The organism is Subsaxibacter sp. CAU 1640 (assembly GCF_023156585.1).
Taxonomy (GTDB): Bacteria; Bacteroidota; Bacteroidia; order Flavobacteriales; family Flavobacteriaceae; genus JBPOFM01.
In genome coordinates, this window is record NZ_JALNMI010000003.1 from 1 (window position 1) to 23,712 (window position 23,712).

The window sequence follows — 23,712 nt, forward strand, 5'->3', positions numbered from 1 at the left end:
ACTGTTGCCGCAGTCATCAGTAGCTGTCCATGTTCTGGTAACCGTGTACGAACCTTCACATTCTCCAGGCACCAAGACGTCGTTGTAAGTCAGGGTAACCTCGCTGCATAGGTCGCTCGCTGTCGCCTGTGCAAACTCCGGCTGCGCAGGGCACTCGATCTTGCTCGCCTCTGGAAGCGCATCGATCACAGGCGCTGTGTTGTCCTCGACGTTGATCGTCTGGGACGCTGTCGAGCTGTTGCCGCAGTCATCAGTAGCCGTCCATGTTCTGGTCACGCTGTACTCGCCGTCGCACTCGCCTGGAGTCATAACGTCGTTGTACGTAAGGGTTGGTCTACTATCACAAGCATCTGTCGCAGTTGGAGTAGCGAATTCAGGCTGCGATGGGCACTCTATCGTGGAGACCTCTGGTAATTGAGAAATTACCGGAGCTGTATTATCTTCTACATGTATTGTTTGTGAAGAAGTAGAAATATTACCACATTCATCTCTAGCTGTCCATGTTCTGGTTATTGAATAACTGCCTTCACAATCTCCAGGAGTTCTTACATCTCTATATGTTAGATTCACTTTTGGGTCACAAGCATCTGATGCTGTAGAATTTGCGAATTGAGGAGTGGCAGGACATTGAATGGTTGTCTCTCCAGGTAATTGAGAAATAACTGGAGGTGTAACATCTTGAACATGTATGGTTTGAGAAGCAGTCGAAGAATTTCCGCATTCATCTGTTGCTGTCCATGTTCTCGTAACAGAATATCTGCCCGCACATTTAGTTGGGTTTGTGATATCTCTGTATGTTAGATTTACTTTCGGATCACAGTTATCTGTTGCGACTGCTTGTGTAAATTGTGGAGTCGCAGGACAATCGATAGTTGTCACTTCTGGTAATTGAGAAATTATAGGAGCAGTAACGTCTTGTACATTAATTGTTTGAGATGCCGTTGAGCTATTTCCACAGTCATCAGTAGCTGTCCAAGTCCTAGTGACTGAATAATTGCCTGAACAATTACCTACGGTTGTTACATCTCTATAAGTCAACCTTACATTACTATCGCATGTATCAGTTGCAGTAGCTTGAGCAAATTGTGGGGTTGCTGGACAATCTATAGTAGTTATACCTGGTAACTGAGCAATTACCGGAGCAGTATTGTCCTCGACCTCGATCACCTGTGAAGCGGTGGAACTGTTGCCACAGTCATCCGTCGCTGTCCATGTTCTGGTGACTGTATAGGAACCTTCGCATTCTCCAGGGGTCATAACATCTTCAAAAGTAAGCGTTACTTCTTGATCACATGCGTCAGTCGCAACTGCTTGAGCAAATTGCGGTTGAGCAGGACATTCAATTTTACTTGCTTCAGGAAGATCTGCGAATACTGGAGCGGTGTAATCCTCTACATAAATCATTTGAGTTGCAGTAGAACTATTACCACAATTATCAGTTGCAGTCCATGTTCTAGTTCTTATATATGTAGTTCCACATTCCAAAGGTGAGTCAGAGTCAACATAAGTCAATGTCACTTCTCCTCCACAATTATCTGAAGCTGTAGCTTGTGCAAATTCTGGAGAACTTGGACATTCTATTTTGGATGCTTCAGGAAGTGGGTCAATAACAGGAGGCGTTCTATCACCACCATAATAAATAAGTTTAAATTCATCTTCAAAGTTAAGACATTTAATCTCATAAGAATATTCTACAGTCCAATCGCAATTATCACCAGTGATATATGGTGTTTTAACGACTGAAATGGCAGAACCTGCACATTGATCAGCATAAGCCGCCTGTACGGCAGCAATAGACAGACCTTGTGGTAGATCATCAATACATCGATTAAAGAATTCTGATCTTTGCGATGATTGTCCAAGCATTGAGCCTATACTAAACAACAAAAGCATGACAAGTAACGAACCTCGTATGCTTTTAATTTGTTTTGCGATAAGATCAATGCTACAACACGGTAAATTAGTGGTGGGCTGCCATAATTTGGCCCGCCCTCCACTACGGGTAAAATTGCTCATAAACATAACATTTTGGTTTTAAAATTATTAACATCCTAAAAGACAAATTAATTTGCCCTCGTAACCATAAGTTATAGGTTTATATGTGTAGGCTTGGGACCTCGAATGCTTTAACAACTTCAATAGAAACTATTGAATGAAAACATTCTTCTGAATATCACTATTCAAAAAAATAACGTGCTAATAATCAATTGTTTTCGCTATTAAACAATTTCCGGTAAGACAGTATAAAAACAATTCTATACTTAGATAAATGAAAATCAATACAATCCATCTATCTAGTTCAAAAATAGAGTATAATAGATTGAACACCAAAAAAAAATTACGTTTTTTTTAACATTATCCACTTTAACTTTTTTTTTTGTATTTAGTCGAACAACAGGTCATTCTCGATGCAAAAAACGTCGATGAACTGCAGTGTTGTGATTATGGAATCATGTAACACAACGTCTTGTTTTATGAAGTGGACATCTAGAAGATACATTTTTAAGAATGATTCAATAAAAGGGGAAGATTTTAACGGTTTTCTAAAATGAATTGCTTGTGAGGCATTTAACAATTCTATAGCCAAAATACGTTCTACATTATTTATCAAAGTATAGGCTTGTGTAGCAGCATTGGCTCCCATACTTACGTGGTCTTCCTGACCATTTGAAGATACAATAGAATCAACACTTGCAGGTGTTGCCAATTGTTTATTGGCGCTTACAATACTTGCCGCAGTATATTGAGGAATCATAAAGCCTGAATTGAGACCTGGATTATCCACTAAAAATGTTGGCAAACCTCTTAATCCTGAAACCAATTGAAAAATTCTTCTTTCAGAAATATTTCCAAGTTCAGCCATTGCTATTTTAAGAAAATCCAATGCCAATGCTAACGGTTGTCCGTGAAAATTTCCACCAGAAATGATTTTATCGTCTCCTATAAATATGTTCGGATTATCTGTCACAGAATTTATTTCGGTCATAAACACCTTTAAAACATACTCCAAAGTATCTTTTGTGGCACCGTGAACCTGTGGCATACATCTGAACGAATATGGGTCTTGAACGTGCGCTTTTTCTTGGGTGATCAGCTCGCTTCCATCCAAAAATTCCCTAACTCTTTCTGCTGTTTTAAGCTGACCTTTGTGAGGTCTTACCAAATGTACCAATTCATCAAAAGGTTCAATTCGACCATCAAAAGCATCCAAAGAAATACTGCCTATCAAATCAGCAAGATAAGAAAGCTTATACGATTTCAAAATCAAATGAACCCCATAAGCGCTCATAAATTGTGTACCATTGAGCAATGCCAAACCTTCTTTTGACTGTAATATCATTGGTTCCCAGCCAAACTTTTTCAAAATGACTTCTGCTTCAACTACTTTGCCTTCAAACTCAACCTCACCTTTACCTATGAGCGGCAACGACAAATGTGCCAAAGGTGCCAAATCTCCAGAAGCTCCCAAAGAACCTTGAGTATAAACAACCGGAAAAATATCATTATTATAAAAATCCACCAATCGCTGCACAGTATCCAGTTGAACACCACTGTGACCATAACTCAAAGATTGTACTTTTAGCAAGAGCATCAACTTCACGATTTCGTTTGGAACTCTTTCTCCTATGCCACAGGCGTGAGACATCACCAAATTTTCTTGCAATTCGGTCAGTTTATCTCTTGAAATCTTGACATTATAAAGGGAACCGAAACCAGTATTGATGCCATAAATAGGATCATCTTGGGCCTGCATTCTCTCATTGAGATAAACTCTACATTTTTTAATTTTTTCTATGGCAGATGCAGATAATTCAATTTTTTGCTGCTGAAAGATAATATCGCCAATTGTAGAAATTTCAAGATGTTCAGACGATATTTGATGTATAGTTGGCATATTCGTAATTTATGCAGGCAAAATTCCTAATTACATATTACTTATACAACAAATGTTAATAATAATTCAATTGTTGGAAATTGTGGCGTCAAAATGGTACTTTTGAGAAAATCAAAAATATCATTATGAAACAACTACTCTTACTATTTCTTGCTATTGCAATTGTTGGATGCAAAAAAGATGAGGAAAAACCAAAGGATTACGTAACCTTTTCAGGAAAAATCACTGATAAAAACAGTGACTCCATTATCATTAGAAATCAATTTTACTCAAAAACTATAAAAGTTGATGAGAATGGAGAATTCAGTGACACCTTAAAGGTCGAAACAGGTGTTTATAATTTATTCGATGGTGCTGAATCCACTAATATTTTTCTTCAAAATGGTTATGATGTCAAAATGACTTTAGACACTAAAATGTTTGATGAAACAATTGTTTACGAAGGAAATGGTGCCGAAACAAATAATTATCTGGCAAAAAAGTCATTAATGGAAGAAAATCTTTTCCCACCTAGTCTTTTTGATTTGGAAGAAGATGAATTTAAGACAAAAGTTTCTGAAATTAACAAAGAACGAGCTACTTTTCTTGACAAGTATAAATCAATTGATTCCACTTTATATGCGCAAGAAAAACAAAGTATAGATGGTTTTGAAACAGAAATCTATAATTTTTATGTGCAAAATAAACAACGTGAGCTAGCAATGGCAAAGGAGTTTGAAAGCTTCATTGGCCAACCTTCACCAGAGTTTAAAAATTATGAAAATTATGCAGGTGGCACTACATCATTAAAAGACTTAAAAGGAAAATATGTGTATGTGGATGTATGGGCTACTTGGTGTGGACCTTGTAAAGCTGAAATACCATATTTGAAAAAAGTTGAAGAGGAATACGAAGGCAAAAATATACAGTTTGTTAGTATCTCTGTAGATGATGGTAGAGGATACAAAGATCGTTCTGCGGAAGCCAGTAAAGAAGGCTGGAAGAAAATGATTAAGGAAGAAGAACTGGGAGGCATCCAATTGCTCTCTGATAAAGCTTGGAAGTCTGATTTTGTGACTGGTTATAAAATCAATGGAATCCCTCGTTTTATTTTGATTGATCCCAAAGGAAATGTTGTGAATGCCAATGCACCACGACCTTCAAGTCCAAAACTCATCAAATTGTTTGACGAACAAGGTATTTAAGCTTGTTTATATTATAAAATTCAAAGAGCCACTGATTAGTGGCTCTTTTTTTATCTAGTTCGTTGTCTTGAATTATGTGATTCCTCTTCCTCGGTCTCTTGTGGTGGCATATCAGGTCTAGCAAACAAATCAATGTAAGCTTTACCTAGATAGTCAATGACATTGCTTGCAATCATACTTTGATAGCCGAATTCTTCCACAGCAATATCTGCTGATTTTCCGTGAAGATACACTCCAAAAACAGTTGCACTCAATTGGTCATAACCTTGAGCCAGTAATCCAGTAATTATTCCTGTTAGAACATCACCAGTTCCAGCAGTTGCTAGACCTGGATTGCCTGTGGAATTCACATACAACTTATCCTGATATACCGTGATTGTATTTGAACCTTTTATCACAATAACAAGTTGATGCTCCTTTGAAAGCTCTTTCACCTTCTTCAATTTATCAAAATCATCTTTCCACTTCCCTATCAAACGTTCCAATTCTTTTGGATGTGGTGTTAGGATAGCGTCTTTCGGCAAGAGTTTCAATAAGTTTTTGTTTTTTGCCAATAAATTGATTCCATCAGCATCGATCACCAAAGGAGATTTGTTTGCTTTTAAAAATTTTTCAAATGCAAGTTGCGTGGTTTCTGATGTTCCCAATCCCATTCCAATTCCAATGGATGTTGGTTCAAGATCAAACTTTATTTCTGTAATTAAATTTTCGTCTTTATCCGTCATAACCATAGCTTCGGGAAATGTTGATTGTAAAATGGTATATCCACATTTTGGAACGTAAGCCGTCACCAATCCGGCTCCGGAAGCCAATGCTGCTTTGCTTGAAAGAGTTACGGCACCTATTTTTCCGTAACTGCCACCAATAATCAAACTATGCCCAAAATCGCCTTTATGGGAAAATTTCTCTCGAGGTTGGTATACCTGAAGCATTTCATTTTTGCCTATCAATTCTGCTTCCGTTTCAGTCGTGTAGAGATATTCTGGATCTAAACCGATATCCAAAATTTCCCATTGTTGGGTATATTTTGCCGTATCGGGAAGGAAAAATGCTAATTTGGGCGAAGCAAAACTCAATGTATAGTTAGCCCAAACCACGCCATTTTCGTCTTTTGGCACTTTGTCTGAATAAAGTCCAGATGGCATATCAATGGCTAATGTAAAGGCTTTTGATTTCCTAAAATGCTGAAATAATCCTTTTACCCAATCATCCGCAGGTCTATTTAAACCGATACCGAACACGGCATCGACAATAATATCATCTGCACCAATGTCTGGATAATCTTCTGCACAATTGAGCATTTCGGGCCATTTTTTGGTGGTTTCCTTGATTCTATCATAATTAATCAAAAAATCCTTACTGCGTTTGTCGTTGCAATTCACCACATAGGTTTTTACATTGTACCCGTGAGTAATCAGATGTCTTGCCACCACCAAGCCATCGCCACCATTATTACCGATACCACAAAAAACGTGAATGGGCACTTGCGCTCCTTGCATCCGAACGTGAAGCCAATTAAAAATCTGGATGCCTGCACGCTCCATCAATTCTGTGGAAGAAATGTTCTGTTTTTTGGCGGTAGTTTGGTCGCCTATATATATCTGTTCTTTTGAAAATATCTTCATCTAAAGTATTTTAACGAATAAATAAGTGTTTCACTCCAAAATAGAGTGTTTAATTTTTTTATTACCATAAAAATAATACATTTGAAAGGTATAGCATAACAAATGTCAAACGTTAATCACAGTTCAACCATAACTATTTCTTCCACATCCTTGGAAGGCTTTACTACTGTGACCACAACTACCACAACCCTTTGGGGTTAATGCTATCATACTCTCGTCTATTCCATTATTTTCATTTTATTTGTATCAATCATTTCATAACCAATCCTTATGTTAGTATTAAAATTTGGAGGCACTTCGGTCGGTTCGGCAGAAAACATCAATAATGTCATTTCAATTTTAGAGGAAAAATCAAAGCAGTCCAAACTCGTCTGTGTGGTTTCTGCAGTGGGCGGCATCACTGACAAATTGCTAAAGGCTGGACTTTTGGCGCAACAGAAAAACGAAAGCTATCTTTCAATTTTCAAGGAAGTAAAGACTATTCATTTCAACATCATTGATGAGTTGATTCCGAATAAAAGTGATTCAATTTCTGAACATTTAGAGTCAAAATTCAATGGACTGAAAAGTTTATTGGATGGTATTTATTTGATCAATGAATTATCTCCAAAGACGACTGATAAATTAGTCAGTTATGGCGAATTGCTTTCCTCCTATTTAATCACCAGGACGATGCAAAGCCGCAAGATGGATGTCGAGTTGAAGAATAGTCAAGATTTGATTGTGACCAATTCAAATTTCACTAAAGCTGAAGTCAATTACAATCTTACGAATGAACGCATTGGTTCATATTTCAAAAATGTTAGACAACATATTACCATTTTACCTGGTTTTATTTCTAAATCCGCTCAAGGCGAAGTTACAACGCTTGGTCGTGGTGGTTCGGATTTTACGGCAGCAATTGTTGCTGCGTCTCTGAATGTTAAGCAATTGGAAATTTGGACAGATGTGAGCGGAATGTACACAGCCAACCCGAAAATGGTTAAACAGGCCTATCCTATCGAAAATCTATCGTATCAGGAAGCGATGGAACTATCGCATTTCGGTGCCAAGGTTTTGTATCCACCAACGGTTCAACCTGTTTTGGATTTGAACATTCCAATCCATATCAAAAACACGTTAGATCCTGATGCTGTAGGAACCATTATCTCTCAAAAAGGCAACGGTAAAACTTCGCCGGCAAAAGGCATCAGTAATATCAATTACATTGCTCTGCTTACCTTGCAAGGCAGCGGAATGGTGGGAATTCCTGGCTTTTCAAAACGATTGTTTGAAACGCTTGCAAACGAAAAAATCAATATCATTCTGATTACCCAATCTTCTTCAGAGCATTCTATTTGTTTCGGAATTGATGATAAGGATGCTGAACGTGCCAAAACAGCTATTGATGCTACTTTTGAAAATGAAATTTCTCTTCACAAGATTGATCCTATTCTGGTTGAAAACGAATTGGCTATCATTGCATTGGTGGGCGACCATATGAAAAATCATCAAGGCATCAGTGGTCGAATGTTCAGTTCCTTGGGAAAAAACAATATCAATATCAGAGCGATTGCTCAAGGTGCTTCAGAACGAAATATTTCTGCAGTCATCAAAGAAACCGATGTCAAAAAAGCACTTAATACTCTACACGAAGCTTTTTTTGAAGGCAACATCAAACAACTGAATGTGTTTATTACTGGTGTTGGGAATGTTGGAGAGAAATTGGTAGAGCAAATCAAACAGCAGCGAAAGTTCTTGAAAGACCATTTGAAACTAAACTTACGAGTGATCGGATTGTCAAATTCTCGAACAATGATTTTCGAGGAAAACGGATTGTCTTTAAAAGATTGGAAAGAACAATTATCTGCTGGAAACGAGGCGTCTTTGCAAAGATTTATGGATGAAATAAAACGTCTCAACCTTCGCAATAGTATTTTTGTGGATATCACTGCCAATGAAGAGGTTTCGAAATTCTATGCAGACTATCTGAAACAGAATATTGCGGTAGTGGCTTGCAATAAAATAGCTTGTTCAAGTTCTTATGACAATTATCAAGAACTGAAATATCTATCTAAAAAATATAGTGCGCCATTTTTATTTGAAACCAATGTTGGCGCAGGATTGCCAATCATCGACACCCTGAATCACTTGATTGCTTCAGGTGATACCATCACATCAATTCAGGCCGTTTTATCGGGAAGTTTGAATTTTGTTTTCAATAATTTTAATGACAGCACCAAGTTTTATGATGTGGTAAAACAGGCACAGACAGAAGGTTATACCGAACCTGATCCGAGAATTGATTTAAGTGGCGTGGATGTAGCTCGTAAAATTTTGATTTTGGCTCGTGAAAGTGGCACCAAACTGAATCTAGAAGATATTGAAAATGAATCATTTTTGACCAAAGCAAATCTTGAAAGCAATTCAGTTGATGATTTTTATAAAACTTTGACTGCTGATGAGCAACATTTTCAAGCGTTGTATGCATCAGCCAAATCCAAAAACTGCCAATTGAAATATGTAGCAGAGTTTTCCGATGGAAAAGCAAAAGTTGGCTTGCGAGAGATTCCGCAAGGTCATCCGTTTTATAATCTGAAAGGAAAAGATAATATTGTGATGTTCTACACGCATCGTTATCCAGAACAACCGATGATTATCAAAGGTGCTGGTGCTGGTGCTGATGTGACTGCTTCAGGTTTGTTTGCCGATATTATCAGAGCAGGCAATAGGTAATGGTTTATATAAATTAAAAAATTAGTGTATTCGTGGTTATGATTGATGAAATAAAGATTTTTTCTCCGGCAACGGTTGCCAACGTCTCCTGTGGATTTGATGTCCTTGGGTTTTGTTTGGATACCGTTGGTGATGAAATGATTGTTAGAAAAACTTCTGAAAAAGGAATTCGCATCATAAAAATAGAAGGTTATGATTTGCCTTTGGAAACCCAAAAAAATGTAGCAGGTGTTGCGGCTTTGGCTTTATACGATGATGCTAAACCTGACTATGGTTTTGAAATTGAAATCTATAAAAACATCAAACCAGGAAGTGGTATTGGTAGCAGTTCGGCCAGTGCATCAGGAAGTATTTTTGCCATTAATGAATTGCTTGGAAAACCTTATAATCAAACCCAATTGACCAACTTTGCAATGAAAGGCGAAGCATTGGCTAGTGGTTCGGAGCACGCTGATAATATTGCCCCTGGAATTTTCGGTGGATTTACCTTGGTTAAAAGTACTTCACCTTTAGAAGTGTTGCAATTACCAACTCCTTATGATTTATATGCGACCATCATCCATCCCCAAATTGAAGTTAAGACTTCTGAAGCGAGAGCCATTCTGCCAAAAGAAATCCCGATGAAAAATGCGATAACACAATGGGCAAATGTTGGAAGCCTAGTACACGCATTACATACAAACGATTATGAATTGATAAGCAAATCGCTCAACGATGTGGTTGTGGAGCCGTATAGAAGCCAACTGATTCCTCATTTCAAGGATGTGAAAAATGAAACCATCAATGCAGGTGCTTTAGGTTGTGGTATTTCTGGTTCTGGACCTTCGATATTTGCTTTATCCAAAGGAATCGAAAATGCCAAGAATGTTGAAAACGCGATGAAAATGGTTTATTCTAAAACACCTATTGACTTCAACACATACGTTTCGAAAATTAATACTGATGGAGTTAAAATTTTATGATAGATGACAGATGACAGATGACAGATGACCAATTAAATCATATAAAACTTATTAATGGAACTAAATAAATTCAAGTTTGAAAAATTAATAATTTGGCAAAAAGCAATGGATTTTGGAGATGACATTGATATACTTGCTGATAGTTTTCCAGATAAGGAAAAGTTTAATTTGGCATCTCAAATAAGACGTGCTGCAGACTCCGTCGCATTAAACATTTCGGAAGGTTCAATTGGTCAGAGCAATCTTGAACAGAAGAAATTTATAGGATATTCCATTAGGTCATTAGCAGAAGTGGTTACGTGTTTATTTAAAGGTAAAAGAAGAAAATATTTAACCGAGCCACAATTCGAAGATTTTTATAATAGGTCATACGAACTTATGAATATGATGATAGCTTTTAAAAACAAACTAAACTAAAATGGTCATCGGTCTTCGGTCACCTATCCTTAAATTATGAACTACTACTCACTAAACAAAAAAGCTCCAACCACCAGCTTCAAAGATGCAGTAATCAAAGGACTCGCGCCTGACAAAGGGCTCTATTTTCCTGAATCGATTACACTGCTTCCAAAGTCATTCTTTGAAGAAATAGATGATTTTAGCTATGAAGAAATTGCTTTTGAAGCTATAAAACAGTTTGTTGCACCTGATATTCCTGAAGCGGAATTAAAACAAATTATATCCGAAACCTTATCATTTGATTTTCCTGTTGTGGAAATCAATAAGAAGATTTCAACCTTGGAACTTTTCCACGGACCAACTATGGCTTTTAAAGATGTTGGAGCTCGGTTTATGGCGAGGTGTTTAGGGTATTTCAACAAAGACAATTCAAGGGAAGTAACTGTGTTAGTTGCAACATCTGGCGATACAGGAGGCGCAGTTGCCAACGGATTTTTGGGTGTTGAAGGCGTCAAAGTCGTGATTTTATATCCTAGCGGAAAAGTGAGCGATATCCAAGAAAAACAACTAACGACACTCAAAAAAAATATCACAGCTTTGGAAGTCGATGGTGTTTTTGACGATTGTCAAGATATGGTGAAGCAAGCCTTTCTCGATGAAAGCATCATCAACAAAATGCAATTGACATCTGCCAATTCCATAAACGTGGCTCGTTGGCTACCACAAATGTTCTATTATTTCTTCGCTTATAAACAATTGCACAATCAGCATAAAGACATTGTGTTTTCAGTTCCAAGTGGCAATTTTGGCAATATTTGTGCTGGAATGATGGCGCAGCAATTGGGTTTACCTATACATCATTTCATTGCTTCGAATAATGAAAATGATGTGGTTACAGAGTATCTTAAAACTAAACTCTATCAACCAAAACCATCAGTGGCAACCATTTCAAACGCGATGGACGTTGGAAATCCCAGTAATTTTGTAAGGATTCAAGAGATTTTTAAAAATAATTTTGAGGCTTTGAAATCGAATCTTACTTCATACAGCTATTCCGATGAGAAGACTCGAGAGGCACTCAAGGAACTTTACAATGATTATAATTATGTGGCAGATCCTCACGGAGCTGTTGGCTATTTGGGATGCAAAGATTATTTGAAAATGAATCCAAATGCGCATTGTGTCTTTTTGGAAACAGCACACGCAACCAAATTTTTGGATGTAATAGAAGATGTGATTAGGGAAAATATTGAATTGCCAGAACAAATTGCTGCTGTGATGGACAAAAAGAAAAAATCAATTAAAATTGGTGCTTACGAAGAATTGAAAAACTATCTTTTAAGCAGCATCTAAAATGACAACCATCACACGTGCTACAGTCGAAGACGCTGCCTTGTTGGTAGACATCGGAAGGGCATCTTTTATAGATTCTCACGGAATGAGCGCTCCCAAAAAAGATATTGATGCCTACTTGGAAGAAAAATTCAATGAAGACACGTTTTCAGAAGAGTTGTTAGATGCAACAAACCATTTCTATATTCTTTATTACAATGAAAATCCTGTAGGATATTCAAAAATTATTTTCAACTTCTCGCATCAAAATGTACCATTTCAGAATGCTTCAAAATTAGAGCGTCTGTATCTTCTGAAAGAATATCATCATTTAAAATTAGGTCTGGAATTGATGACTTTAAATATCAAAAAATCCATGGAACAATCGCAAGCGGGAATCTGGCTATTTGTTTGGACTGGCAACACAAAAGCGTTCAATTTTTACAGTAAATTAGGTTTCGAGATTGTTGGCAGTTATGAGTTCAAAATTTCCGAAACGCATTACAACCCAAATCATCAAATGTTATTGACTTATTAAAATTAAAACTATGGACAGTATTTCGGATTGGGTAGGATTTATAGGTGTTTCTCAAATCCTGTTGGCTTATTTTTTAAATGTAGCCGGAAAAATTTCAAACAACAGTCTTTCCTTTATTTTTTTGAACGTGATTGGTGCAGCAATGGCGTGTATCGCCTCCATAATGATTATATATTGGCCTTTCATCATTCTTGAAGGCATCTGGACACTTGTATCGCTCTATTCTTTAAAAAACTATTTCTCCAAATGATTCTTTAAAGACTTATGAATGATATGGTTCCACCCTTCCACAAAATTATGTACAGCCAAATCTGGATTATCTTTCGGAAAAGTATCCAATCCTTTATGAGTTAATTTTACTGTCGTTTGATCAACCTTATCTGTAAGTTCGAAAATCACTTCGGAATTGCCTGAATAGCCTTTATACTTCCAACAATAGCTTAACCTTTCGTTTGGCTTTGCTGATGTGACTTCACACAGATGTACATATTGCTCTCCATCTTCTACACTACCAATAAAATCAAACTTAAACCCAACCTCTGGCTTGAATTCTTTAAGGTCAAAATACCATTGTTTCATTTCATCTTTGTCAGTCAAAGCTTTCCAAACCTGTGAAATTTGAGCATCGAAAGTTTCCTCTATTACAACATCATTTGTTTCCATAATTGTTACTGATTTTAATCTAGTTTCGGCAAGACAAAATCATCCAAGGCACTTTTCTCTTTCATCAAAGCCTCTATTTCACTGGATTTTCTTGGTGCTTCTGCGGATAAATTGACAGGCCCATTTTCCGTAATTAAAATATCATCTTCGATTCTAACGGCAATTCCCCACCATTTTTTATCGCAATCACTGCCTTCTGGAATGTAAATTCCAGGTTCTACAGTAATGACCATATTGGCTTCAAAATTGCCTCTCAAACTCGGATCGTGCACATCCAAACCGATATGATGCGAAGTTCCGTGAGGAAAATATTGTCTGGCATCAGCTTCGGTTTTGGCAATACCCAATTTTACCAATCCTGCATTTACAATTTTTCTAGCTGCATCATCAGGAGACCTCAAATTGGCACCAATGACGGTAGCTTTGATTCCAGCTTCTTGGGCCTCATATACCAAATCATAAATAGCCTTTTGTTCTGGCGAGAATTTGCCATTGGCAGGAATAGTTCTTGTCACATCTGCCGTATAGCCGTGATATTCTGCGCCTAAATCCATCAAAACCAAATCATTTTCAAGCTTCATCTTGGTATTTTCAATGTAATGAAGAACACAACCATTATTTCCAGCACCTACGATACTAGGATAACCTTCATATTCACTTCCATACTTTTTATAGACATATTCGTGAACGCCTTGTACTTCGGTTTCAGACATCCCAGGATGCATGGCTTTCATAATTTCACGCTGTCCCATAGCCGAGATACGAACTGCTTTTTTCAACAATACCATTTCTTCTGGAGTTTTCACTTGTCGCAATCCAGCCATAATGGTTGAAAGTGTTCTGGTATCTAGGTTGCTTTTTGGTGCTTCGGCTTCAATTTTTATGACACGCTGCTTTAACTCCATACGGATTTTTTCGTCTTTGGCATTAACATAATCGTTAATGACCTTATCGTCTTTCAGTTCTGGAGCATACGTCATAGCTTGCTCAATTCGTTGAACAACATTGGTGTTATTTTCAACATCTGATGTTTTAATCATTTCGTAAACTCTATCCTTCATCGGATTATCTTCAGGCATAGTGTTATAACCACTTTGTGCCTTAAACGTTTCTATCAGACTATACAAATCGGCATCGTCCCTTTTGGAATCTCTGTAATCATTTTGAAAATTATTGAACAATACCTTGTCAAATTTCGCATAATCAATTCCAGAATCCTTGAATACACTTCCATTGAAAGCTGTATCAAAACCTAATTTTTCTTTAGCGCCTTCTACTCCAAGTCGAATGCCTGTCCACTGCTCTGCTTGTGGGTTTTTCTCTTGAACATAAATGACTTCATTATACGTTTTCCCTTTGTCATTGTATTGATCAGATGAAAATATAACCAACACCGCATTTGGTTCTTTATAACCTGTCAGATAATAAAAATTTGGATCTTGATGATACACATAATCCACGTCATTGCTGCGATTTCGCTCTGGATTCGCAAAAAACACGGCAACACTATTGGTTGGCATTTGACTACGGAACGCTTCTCTCCTTTCTTTATGGAATTTTGAACTTAAATAATCTTCTGGAAGTCCTTTTTGAGCGTGAGACAACGTTGTTAAAAAAAGCGTACAACAGAGTGTGAAAATGGTTTTCATCTTGAAATTTTTATTGAAGCCGAAATTTAATAATATTATCCTCCTTCGAATTAGAAAACCTTAAAATTAACATATTTTTAATCGATTCTAATCCTTAATAAAACAGATAATTTTCAATATTTTTGTGCAACTTTTATGAAAGAAGTTTTAGTTGCAATAATAGAATTCATTGGATTCAACTTTGAATTTCTATCCAATAGAAAGTCTTTAAGGAGAACTTTGCTAATGAGTTTTTTCTTATTGATTCTTGTTTTTGCAATTGTATATTATCTGACTAAAGATTTTTAGAATAGATTTCCGCCTTTGCGGAAATGAAAATAAATCAATTTATGAAAAACACAGCCTTAACATCCACTCACGAAGCTCTTGGAGCAAAAATGGTTCCTTTTGCAGGATATAATATGCCTGTTCAGTATGAAGGTGTCAATATTGAACACGAAACCGTTCGAAAAGCTGTTGGTGTATTTGATGTGTCTCATATGGGCGAATTCTTGATTGAAGGACCGAATGCATTGGACTTAATTCAAAAAGTAAGCAGTAATGATGCCTCAAAATTGACCATTGGAAAAGCGCAATACAGCTGTCTGCCGAATGAAGAAGGTGGCATTGTGGACGATTTGATTATTTATAAGGTTAAAGAAGAAACATATTTATTGGTTGTAAATGCCAGCAATATTGAAAAAGATTGGAACTGGATTTCATCAAAAAATGATGTTGGAGCTGAAATGCGCGATTTGAGTGAGGATTATTCTCTTTTGGCTATTCAAGGTCCAAAAGCGGTTGAAGCGATGCAAAGCTTGTCTAGTCACGATTTGTCATCTATCGCATTTTATAATTTTATCGTCGGTGATTTTGCAGGTATTGAGCACGTGATTATTTCGTCAACAGGTTATACAGGAAGTGGCGGATTTGAAATCTACTGTAAAAATTCTGAAGTGAAACAGGTTTGGGATAAAGTTCTCGAAGCTGGCGCTGACTATGGAATCAAACCGATTGGTTTGGCAGCCCGTGATACTTTACGATTGGAAATGGGTTATTGCCTTTATGGAAATGATATTGATGATACCACCTCACCTATTGAAGCAGGTTTGGGTTGGGTGACAAAATTCACCAAGGATTTTACAAATTCTGAAGCCTTAAAAGAAGAAAAAGAAAGAGGTCCAGAGCGCAAATTGGTAGCATTTGAGTTGGACGAACGTGGCATTCCGCGTCACGGTTATGATATTGTTGATGGCAACGGAAAAACTATTGGTGTAGTGACTTCAGGAACGATGTCGCCTTCTATGAATAAAGGTATTGGTTTGGGCTATGTTCCAACAATTTTCTCTGAAGTTGGCAGTAAAATCAATATTCAAATTCGTAAAAATGCCATTCCTGCAACGGTTGTAAAATTGCCTTTTTATAAAGCCTAAATGGATTAACTTCTCTACCGGAAACGACTTTTGATGCAAGAACGAGAAGAAAAACATAGAATTTTAATCCTTGGAGCCAGTGGCTTTTTGGGCAATTCGCTTTACAAGGAACTTTGCCCTTATTTCAATACGTTTGGTACGTATTGCACCACAAACGCTTCGTATGAAAAGAATAAACACTTCTTTCAATATAACGTACAAGAAGATGATATTTTTGAAATTCTTGAAGCTGTAAGACCTTCTATTGTAATTTCCGCTTTGCGTGGCGATTTTCATTCTCAAACCCTCGCACATCAACATCTGATGGAATATCTGGTGTTGAACAACTGTAAAATCATCTTTCTATCATCAGCCAATGTGTTTGATGCCTACAGTAAATTTCCCAGTTATGAAGATGATAAAACCTTGAGCGAGAGTATTTATGGGCATTTCAAAATAAAGATTGAAAATATGTTGCTTCGTTTGCCAAAAAAGCAAGTTGCTGTTCTTCGTCTTCCAATGGTTTTTGGTTCACAGTCTCCTCGTATCAAAGAACTGAAACAACACATTCACGACAAAACTCCCATCGAGATTTTCCCAAACTTGATTATGAATGTCACCACAGATTTTAAAGTGACGCAACAGGTTCATTATATCATCAATAGAGCAAAATATGGCGTGTTTCATCTTGGAAGTACTGATTTGGTGCATCACGATGATTTTATAAAAGAATTGGTTACGGCGCTTACTCCTATCAATGTGCAGTACAAACACGTGTTTACAACCAATGAAGACCGCTACCTTGCAGTGATGCCCAAAGCCAATAAATTGCCCAAACATCTTCAAATTACCAGCAGCGAAGTCCTGGAAGAATTGAAAGTCTGAAAAGTTATGAGTGCCTAAAGTACTTGGAGTGCCTAAAGTTCTAAAGGTTTATGTCAATAAATAGATTTAAATTTAAGTTCTCAAAACTTTAAGTACTTATTACTTTCAAACTTTAGGCACTTAAAACTTAAAATATTTCGCTAACTTTAAATCACCTAAAACTAGAATAGATGAAAAAGTTAGATAAAGACACTATCGAAGCGAAATTACTTCAGTTCCCAGACTGGGATTATTACGACGATGCCATTCACGCAGAGTTCGAATTTGATAACTTCAAGGATTGCTTTAGCGCCATGAGCCGGATAGCTTTCGAATGTGAAGCCCTTAACCATCATCCAGATTGGACCAATGTTTATAATGTGCTCACCATCTCATTGTCCACACATTCAGCAAAAGGTGTTACCGAAAAAGACTTCCAATTGGCAGAAGCCATTGAAGCCATTGTAGAGGTTCAAGATTAATTTGTATTATACATTAGCTTTTTTCTAAATTTGCCAATGAATGTTGACAGACTGATGCATTCTTATGCATTGCTATGTCATATGACATACAATCAATTATTTAAAAATTAAATCATAAATAGAAATGGGTAGAGCTTTTGAATTTAGGAAGGCACGAAAGATGAAACGTTGGTCTGCGATGAGCAAGGCCTTTACACGCATTGGTAAAGATATCGTCATGGCGGTAAAAGAAGGTGGCCCAGACCCAGACAGTAATGCACGTTTAAGAGCCGTCATTCAAAATGCGAAATCTGTGAACATGCCAAAAGACAACGTAGAGCGCGCCATTAAGCGTGCTTCTGATAAAAGTCTTGGTGATTTTAAAGAAGTACTTTTTGAAGGTTATGCACCACACGGCATCGCCATTTTAGTGGAAACAGCAACTGATAACAATACACGAACAGTCGCCAACATCCGTAGTTACTTCAATAAATGCGATGGAAGTTTGGGCACTTCTGGCTCTGTGGTGTTTATGTTTGACCATACCTGCAACTTCAGAATTCCTGCGGATGGCATTGATGTGGAAGAACTGGAATTGGAAATGATCGATTTTGGAGTCGAAGAAGTATTTGCTGATGAAGATGGCATTATGATTTATGCGCCTTTTGAAAGCTTTGGTGCCATTCAGAGCGAACTTGAAAGCAGAGGTATTGAAATTTTATCTTCAGGGTTTGAACGCATTCCGCAAGTGACTAAACAACTTACTCCCGAACAAGCAGCTGATGTTGAAAAACTTCTAGAAAAAATTGAAGAAGATGATGACGTTCAGAATGTGTATCATACCATGGAAGAATCTTCTGAAGAGTAAACTAAAAATTAAAATATTTATTAGAAAGAGAACCAGTTGTGTTCTCTTTTTTATTCTTCATCAATTTTATTCCTTTATATTTTAGGATGCCTTTTAAAGTGTTTTGAGATTTAATTGGGGTTTCAAGAGTTTTTTTGTATTGCTTTTGGGAAGTTGGGAATTATAAATTTTGAAAAAACGTAAAGATCGTAAGTAAAAACATTAACAATAGCGAAATATTATCTATTCACATTCTTTTTGCAATGGTTTGTTTTTCCATTGAATCCAGTATTCTTGGAGGCCTTCTGGAGTTGTTTTGAGTGTGCTGATGTTGAGTTGGTGGTTTAGTAGTGTGACGTTTTTTAATTCTTCTTTTCTACCTTCTAGTGCTGGTGTGTGATTCCAGCCACCAACGTGGTCGAAGGACGTATAAGCATTGCATTTTGAAGCAACGGAAACAAATGGGATTTGCAAAGTATAAACGACATTGCCTGTTCCCATACCTTTAGTGCTCATTTGTATGGCTTCAAAGTTTACTTTTTTATAGTTTTTGGATTTGTACAATTCTTTGAGTTTATCACCCACAGCTTTGCTCATCTTGTTAGAGAATTTATGTGCGACGTCGCTACCATCGATGAATTCTGGGCCTGTGTAGGAGCTACTACAACCATTCTCTGTGCAATTGATACTGACATCTTGCTGCTTTGTTGTTTTATCTGATTGGCAACTTAAATGGAATAGGACTATAAGAATGGTGTATAGTGGGAGGTTCATAGACTAACTATCTATTGGTTTTAATTTTTTATTGGCGACTAATTTTTCAAGAAAGTTAATAATTATATCCCGACACTGGTTTAGATGCTCGAGTGTTTCGGGTTGATGCTTGGTCTCCAAAACTAACACGGTTTGATCAAATGGAATGTTTGGATTATGATACTTTTCAAATTTTCGGATTGACAGTTTTAGATCTGGGCACACTATAAATAATTTCTCGATTTTAGCATGTGGTATATACTCGTTGATTTCATTATGAGAAGCCTTAATAACTAATTTTCCGGTAGAAAAGAATAATTGTTTCCAACGAGACAATTGATGAATTTCAACTCGCCATTTTTCAACTGTTTCAATAGGTGTTGTGATAGTTAAACCGTTTCCCGTATATGTTGAAGATCCAGGGTTCGCAGATTTATTAACTTTTTGCTGATAATAAATTTGCAGATCATGGAAGTTCTCCACAGCGCTGTACATTTGTTGTTTTCCATATAGATAATGAGTCTCTTCGCTAGAATCTATCAATTGATTTTCTTTAACGAAAGCTTTCCAATTGTCATCTATTTTTTTCCAATTCAATTTTTGCAGTTATATGTGAATCATATTATTTAATTCTTGCATAAAGATAATCTTTTACTTCACCCCTTCACCTCAAAGGTATGGCTCGAAATTAGATCTGTGCCAATCATTAGATGAACATCGTAGATGCCTGTGCGGTCAAAACTGTATTCGATGGTGAGGGTTTGATGGTTGATGGTGGTGTTTTCTGGGTGGATGGTTTTTGAACTGCTGCCATCGTCTAGCATCAATTTGACGTCTTTTACATTAATTGTTTTTGAAAGTTCACACTGAAAAGTGACCTTTTGGTATTTATAGACGGTATTGAAAAGTGTTTTTGGCTGACTGTAAGCATTGAGATTTCTATAGGTTTTGCCATAGATAATGGGTGCATCGAGAAAATCTTGGTAAGTGGGATTACTGTTTTCCAATAAGAGCCACTTCTGCTCTACCGGAAAATGATTGATGGCAAACAATTTTGGACTTGCCAAAAAGAAGCCGTCATTGTAATTAAATTCAAACTTATTGGTTTCAGGGTGTGGTGTGCCGCTCGCCCAAGTAGGGTCGCACAGATACCATTTGCCATTCAGCTTTACAGCATTCCAGGCGTGGTTGGGCATATCCAAGGTGCTAACATCAATTGTACTTGTTTTGGCGAAGCCTTGAATGATTTGACATTCAATCTGTGATAAATCACTTAGTTTCTTTACCAAATAGGCATAGCCAGAACAAATGGTACGCTGCTTACGAAGTAGTTTTTTAAAAGACTGCTTTCGGAATCTAGCATTCCACTCTTCGAGCTTTAGGCTGTCATTTTTATAACGTTGACGTTTACGTTGGTTAATTTCAAACAATCCATAATCATTTGAAATGTTGCTAGAAACCCATTTGAATATGGCCCTGAATTTTTCAACATCTGTAGAAAGTGATGAAGTGAGATTGTGTGAGAGCAATGGCAGGTTGTATAGACCATCATTTTTGTATTCCAATGCTATGCTATCGGCCTTATTGAAATTGACCGTTGCAAAATCTGACCTTTGGGCATAGGATTGGAATACACTAATGACAAGTGCTATGAATAGCCATAATCTCATAAATAGATACTCGTTCTATTTGGTACGCTTTGATTTGTAGGGTTTGTCGCTGTTTGGTGCTCCTGAAAATTCGTATAAATCTTCGCTAAGCGTCAAACGGATGAAATCTACTCCATCTTTGATTTTCACTTCTTGCGTTAAAAATCCGAGATACGTAACCACCAGAACATCTCCTGTTTTTAAAGCTTTTGGAAAGGTGAACTCTCCTTTGCTATTGGTTGTAGTACCTGTGGTTCCACCTTTTAAGATGACGCTGGCGCTTTCCAGTGGACCTTCTTGGTTACTAATGACACCTGTGATTGTGCGTTCAGTTTGCTGCGCTGGAGTTTGTGCAAACAGTGTATTTACCGATACGGATAGCATCATCAATAGAGCAAAGAAACCTAGCGTGCGCATCATTTTGTTTGGAATGTGTGTGACTTGTGCTTTCATAATTATATAAGTTTTGTTTAACCAAATGTATCTTAAAAGACAGGCAATTAAAATTGAAAATGAGTGAAAAGCCCGTTTGAATGAGTGACTGTCCTTTTAGTTAATAAAGATAGTAAAAACTTGAGGATACAAATGTTAATTAATAGATCAAAGTACTACTCATTCCAATTACAAAAAAAATGTACAATCTTCTTTCCCAATCTAGTTATCATCTACATTTTAGATTTGGAATTTGTAATTTGAAAATTAGTTTTTGTAACTTCGTAGCTTCTAATAAAGATTAAAAAATTCTCATGAGTAAATACGATATTATTGTTCTTGGAAGTGGTCCTGGAGGCTATGTTACTGCTATTAGAGCGTCTCAATTAGGTTTTAAAACTGCTATCATAGAAAAAGAAAGTCTCGGAGGTGTATGCCTTAATTGGGGCTGTATTCCTACCAAAGCATTATTGAAATCTGCACAGGTATTTGAATATCTAAAACACGCCGAAGATTATGGTCTTTCTGTAGAGCATTATGGAAAAGATTTTGATGCAGTTGTGAAACGTAGTCGTGGTGTTGCTGAAGGCATGAGCAAAGGTGTTCAGTTTCTTATGAAGAAGAATAAAATCGACGTCATTAATGGTTTTGGAAAAGTAAAACCAGGAAAAAAAGTAGATGTTGACGGAAAAGAATATAGCGCAGACCATATCATCATTGCTACTGGAGCACGTTCTCGCGAGTTGCCAAGCTTGAAACAAGATGGCAAAAAAGTCATTGGCTACAGAGAGGCTATGAGCCTTAAGGAGCAACCAAAGAAAATGATTGTTGTTGGTTCTGGAGCTATTGGCGTGGAGTTTGCATACTTCTACAACTCAATGGGCACCGAAGTAACTATTGTAGAGTTTATGCCAAATGTCGTGCCTGTTGAAGATGAAGATGTGTCGAAACAATTGGAAAAATCATTCAAAAAGAGCGGTATCAATATTATGACTTCTTCGGAAGTTACTAAAGTTGATACTTCAGGTAATGGAGTAAAAGCAACCGTTAAGACTTCAAAAGGTGAAGAAACACTTGAGGCTGACATCATATTATCAGCTGTAGGCATCAAATCAAATATTGAAAATATTGGATTGGAAGATGTTGGAATCGCTGTAGACAGAGACAAGATTTTGGTGAACAAATTTTATCAAACTAATATTCCTGGTTATTATGCCATTGGTGATGTTACACCAGGACAAGCGTTGGCACACGTTGCATCTGCAGAAGGTATTTTGTGTGTTGAAAAAATTGCTGGACAACACGTGGAAGCATTGGATTACGGAAATATTCCGGGATGTACCTATTGTACACCAGAGGTTGCCAGCGTAGGATTAACCGAAAAACAGGCCAAAGAAAAAGGATACGACATCAAAGTTGGTAAGTTCCCGTTCTCTGCTTCTGGTAAAGCAAGTGCTTCTGGAGCCAAGGATGGTTTTGTAAAAGTGATTTTTGATGCCAAATATGGCGAGTGGTTAGGCTGCCATATGATTGGTGCTGGTGTTACCGACATGATTGCTGAAGCTGTATTAGGCCGTAAACTTGAAACTACAGGACACGAAGTATTGAAGGCTGTTCACCCTCACCCTACGATGAGTGAGGCAGTGATGGAAGCTGTGGCTGATGCTTATGGAGAAGTGATTCACTTGTAGTATTCATAAAATATATTGAAAAAAGGCGGTTCAGAAATGAACCGCCTTTTTAATTAAAATCTATATCCGAGTGTGATATGGAATGAGTTGAGTTTTGTTTTTAAATTGACTTCCTGATAAAAGGCTGGATCAAATTCATTCTCAATATATTCTGTAGTTATCGCATCAGGAGTTCTATTAGTAAGTTCCAAAGCGTACCTCGCTTCTAAATAGAAATGTTCATTTATGTCATATCCCGCTCCAAAACTTGCGTCCAATCCAAACGTATTGATTGGCAAACCTTGTTTATCGCCAAAACTGAACGTTCCTTGGGGTCCTGCCATTAATCCAAACTTATCTGCCACATAATATTTTAACATTACAGGTACAAATAGAAAAGTTTCATCATTAATAAAAGCAAATTGAGCACTTGGTTGTAGATAAAGTTTTTCAGAGATTTCACTGTTCAATGAAATTCCAACGCTGACACCACCTTCAGAATTAGTAGCGGAAATGGAAGAATTATCAAGGCTAGATTTTGCTGTGGCACCAACGTAGCCTACAGTAATACCAAATTGGTTTTGTTTTTTGTCGACAGTAGATGTGTCTTGGGCAATAATTGACGTTGTAACTACTAGACACAACGACAGCATAAGTAAATGTTTCATAGATATAATTTAGGA

Annotated in this window: 21 protein-coding genes and 1 pseudogene; 12 read left to right on the top strand and 10 right to left on the bottom strand. The window is 37.0% G+C overall.

Annotated features, from left to right (window positions below):
- Positions 1–1,866: pseudogene (locus M0G43_RS07495) on the bottom strand (hypothetical protein); the annotation flags it as partial.
- Between the two features lie 517 nt (positions 1,867–2,383).
- The gene (gene hutH, locus M0G43_RS07500; protein ID WP_248024810.1) at positions 2,384–3,895 is read right to left on the bottom strand and encodes a histidine ammonia-lyase; all 1,512 of its coding nucleotides are present in this window, start codon (positions 3,893–3,895) and stop codon (positions 2,384–2,386) included.
- A gap of 125 nt (positions 3,896–4,020) precedes the next feature.
- Between hutH and M0G43_RS07505 the strand changes: the two genes are divergently transcribed.
- On the top strand, positions 4,021–5,079 hold the full coding sequence (locus tag M0G43_RS07505) for a TlpA family protein disulfide reductase (protein ID WP_248024811.1): 1,059 nt from the start codon (positions 4,021–4,023) through the stop codon (positions 5,077–5,079).
- Positions 5,080–5,129: 50 nt separating this feature from the next.
- Here the strand turns inward: M0G43_RS07505 and M0G43_RS07510 are convergent, their stop codons facing one another.
- Positions 5,130–6,704 (bottom strand): NAD(P)H-hydrate dehydratase, encoded by a 1,575-nt coding sequence (locus M0G43_RS07510; RefSeq protein WP_248024812.1) that lies wholly within the window; start codon positions 6,702–6,704, stop codon positions 5,130–5,132.
- 270 nt (positions 6,705–6,974) lie between these two features.
- Here M0G43_RS07510 and thrA point away from each other — a divergent pair, with 270 nt between their 5' ends.
- From thrA to M0G43_RS07540, 6 genes are read left to right on the top strand one after another with little or no spacing between them, the layout of a single operon-like run.
- On the top strand, positions 6,975–9,419 hold the full coding sequence (gene thrA / locus M0G43_RS07515; RefSeq protein WP_248024813.1) for a bifunctional aspartate kinase/homoserine dehydrogenase I: 2,445 nt from the start codon (positions 6,975–6,977) through the stop codon (positions 9,417–9,419).
- A gap of 38 nt (positions 9,420–9,457) precedes the next feature.
- Positions 9,458–10,381 carry a homoserine kinase gene (locus M0G43_RS07520; RefSeq protein WP_248024814.1) on the top strand — a complete coding sequence of 308 codons (924 nt, stop codon included), beginning with the start codon at positions 9,458–9,460 and terminating at the stop codon, positions 10,379–10,381.
- Between the two features lie 54 nt (positions 10,382–10,435).
- On the top strand, positions 10,436–10,798 hold the full coding sequence (locus tag M0G43_RS07525; protein ID WP_248024815.1) for a four helix bundle protein: 363 nt from the start codon (positions 10,436–10,438) through the stop codon (positions 10,796–10,798).
- Positions 10,799–10,834: 36 nt separating this feature from the next.
- Positions 10,835–12,133, top strand: a complete 1,299-nt coding sequence (gene thrC / locus M0G43_RS07530) for a threonine synthase (protein ID WP_248024816.1) — start codon at positions 10,835–10,837, stop codon at positions 12,131–12,133.
- Between the two features lies 1 nt (position 12,134).
- Entirely contained in the window at positions 12,135–12,650 is a 516-nt protein-coding gene (locus M0G43_RS07535) for a GNAT family N-acetyltransferase (protein WP_248024817.1), read from the top strand.
- A gap of 10 nt (positions 12,651–12,660) precedes the next feature.
- Positions 12,661–12,900: a CBU_0592 family membrane protein gene (locus tag M0G43_RS07540; RefSeq protein ID WP_248024818.1), complete on the top strand. Its 240-nt coding sequence runs from the start codon at positions 12,661–12,663 to the stop codon at positions 12,898–12,900.
- Here M0G43_RS07540 and M0G43_RS07545 read toward each other — a convergent pair.
- Positions 12,885–13,313: an SRPBCC domain-containing protein gene (locus M0G43_RS07545; protein ID WP_248024820.1), complete on the bottom strand. Its 429-nt coding sequence runs from the start codon at positions 13,311–13,313 to the stop codon at positions 12,885–12,887. The genes M0G43_RS07540 and M0G43_RS07545 overlap by 16 nt on opposite strands.
- 14 nt (positions 13,314–13,327) lie before the next feature.
- Complete coding sequence (locus M0G43_RS07550; RefSeq protein ID WP_248024821.1) at positions 13,328–14,962, bottom strand: aminopeptidase P N-terminal domain-containing protein; 1,635 nt, start codon at positions 14,960–14,962, stop codon at positions 13,328–13,330.
- A gap of 329 nt (positions 14,963–15,291) precedes the next feature.
- Between M0G43_RS07550 and gcvT the strand changes: the two genes are divergently transcribed.
- The 4 genes from gcvT to M0G43_RS07570 all read left to right on the top strand — a co-directional run bounded on the left by gcvT (position 15,292) and on the right by M0G43_RS07570 (position 18,546).
- Positions 15,292–16,374 carry a glycine cleavage system aminomethyltransferase GcvT gene (gene gcvT, locus M0G43_RS07555; protein ID WP_248024822.1) on the top strand — a complete coding sequence of 361 codons (1,083 nt, stop codon included), beginning with the start codon at positions 15,292–15,294 and terminating at the stop codon, positions 16,372–16,374.
- A 33-nt stretch (positions 16,375–16,407) separates the two neighbouring features.
- On the top strand, positions 16,408–17,238 hold the full coding sequence (locus tag M0G43_RS07560) for a sugar nucleotide-binding protein (RefSeq protein WP_248024823.1): 831 nt from the start codon (positions 16,408–16,410) through the stop codon (positions 17,236–17,238).
- A gap of 170 nt (positions 17,239–17,408) precedes the next feature.
- Positions 17,409–17,699: a 4a-hydroxytetrahydrobiopterin dehydratase gene (locus M0G43_RS07565; RefSeq protein WP_248024824.1), complete on the top strand. Its 291-nt coding sequence runs from the start codon at positions 17,409–17,411 to the stop codon at positions 17,697–17,699.
- A gap of 124 nt (positions 17,700–17,823) precedes the next feature.
- Positions 17,824–18,546 carry a YebC/PmpR family DNA-binding transcriptional regulator gene (locus tag M0G43_RS07570; RefSeq protein WP_248024825.1) on the top strand — a complete coding sequence of 241 codons (723 nt, stop codon included), beginning with the start codon at positions 17,824–17,826 and terminating at the stop codon, positions 18,544–18,546.
- A gap of 222 nt (positions 18,547–18,768) precedes the next feature.
- Here M0G43_RS07570 and M0G43_RS07575 read toward each other — a convergent pair whose 3' ends face one another.
- Genes M0G43_RS07575 through M0G43_RS07590 form a run of 4 tightly spaced genes read right to left on the bottom strand, consistent with a single transcriptional unit; the run spans position 18,769 to position 21,380 of the window.
- Positions 18,769–19,299, bottom strand: coding sequence for a hypothetical protein (locus M0G43_RS07575; RefSeq protein ID WP_248024826.1), 531 nt, complete (start codon positions 19,297–19,299; stop codon positions 18,769–18,771).
- Positions 19,300–19,302: 3 nt separating this feature from the next.
- A complete protein-coding gene (locus M0G43_RS07580) occupies positions 19,303–19,875 on the bottom strand; it encodes a hypothetical protein (RefSeq protein ID WP_248024827.1) in 573 nt (190 codons plus the stop codon).
- A 59-nt stretch (positions 19,876–19,934) separates the two neighbouring features.
- Positions 19,935–20,948 carry a transglutaminase domain-containing protein gene (locus M0G43_RS07585; protein ID WP_248024830.1) on the bottom strand — a complete coding sequence of 338 codons (1,014 nt, stop codon included), beginning with the start codon at positions 20,946–20,948 and terminating at the stop codon, positions 19,935–19,937.
- Between the two features lie 15 nt (positions 20,949–20,963).
- Positions 20,964–21,380 carry a carboxypeptidase-like regulatory domain-containing protein gene (locus M0G43_RS07590; RefSeq protein ID WP_248024831.1) on the bottom strand — a complete coding sequence of 139 codons (417 nt, stop codon included), beginning with the start codon at positions 21,378–21,380 and terminating at the stop codon, positions 20,964–20,966.
- 293 nt (positions 21,381–21,673) lie between these two features.
- Here M0G43_RS07590 and lpdA point away from each other — a divergent pair, with 293 nt between their 5' ends.
- Positions 21,674–23,050, top strand: a complete 1,377-nt coding sequence (gene lpdA, locus M0G43_RS07595) for a dihydrolipoyl dehydrogenase (protein ID WP_248024832.1) — start codon at positions 21,674–21,676, stop codon at positions 23,048–23,050.
- 53 nt (positions 23,051–23,103) lie between these two features.
- Here lpdA and M0G43_RS07600 read toward each other — a convergent pair whose 3' ends face one another.
- Positions 23,104–23,697 (bottom strand): outer membrane beta-barrel protein, encoded by a 594-nt coding sequence (locus M0G43_RS07600; protein WP_248024833.1) that lies wholly within the window; start codon positions 23,695–23,697, stop codon positions 23,104–23,106.
- Positions 23,698–23,712: the final 15 nt, after the last annotated feature.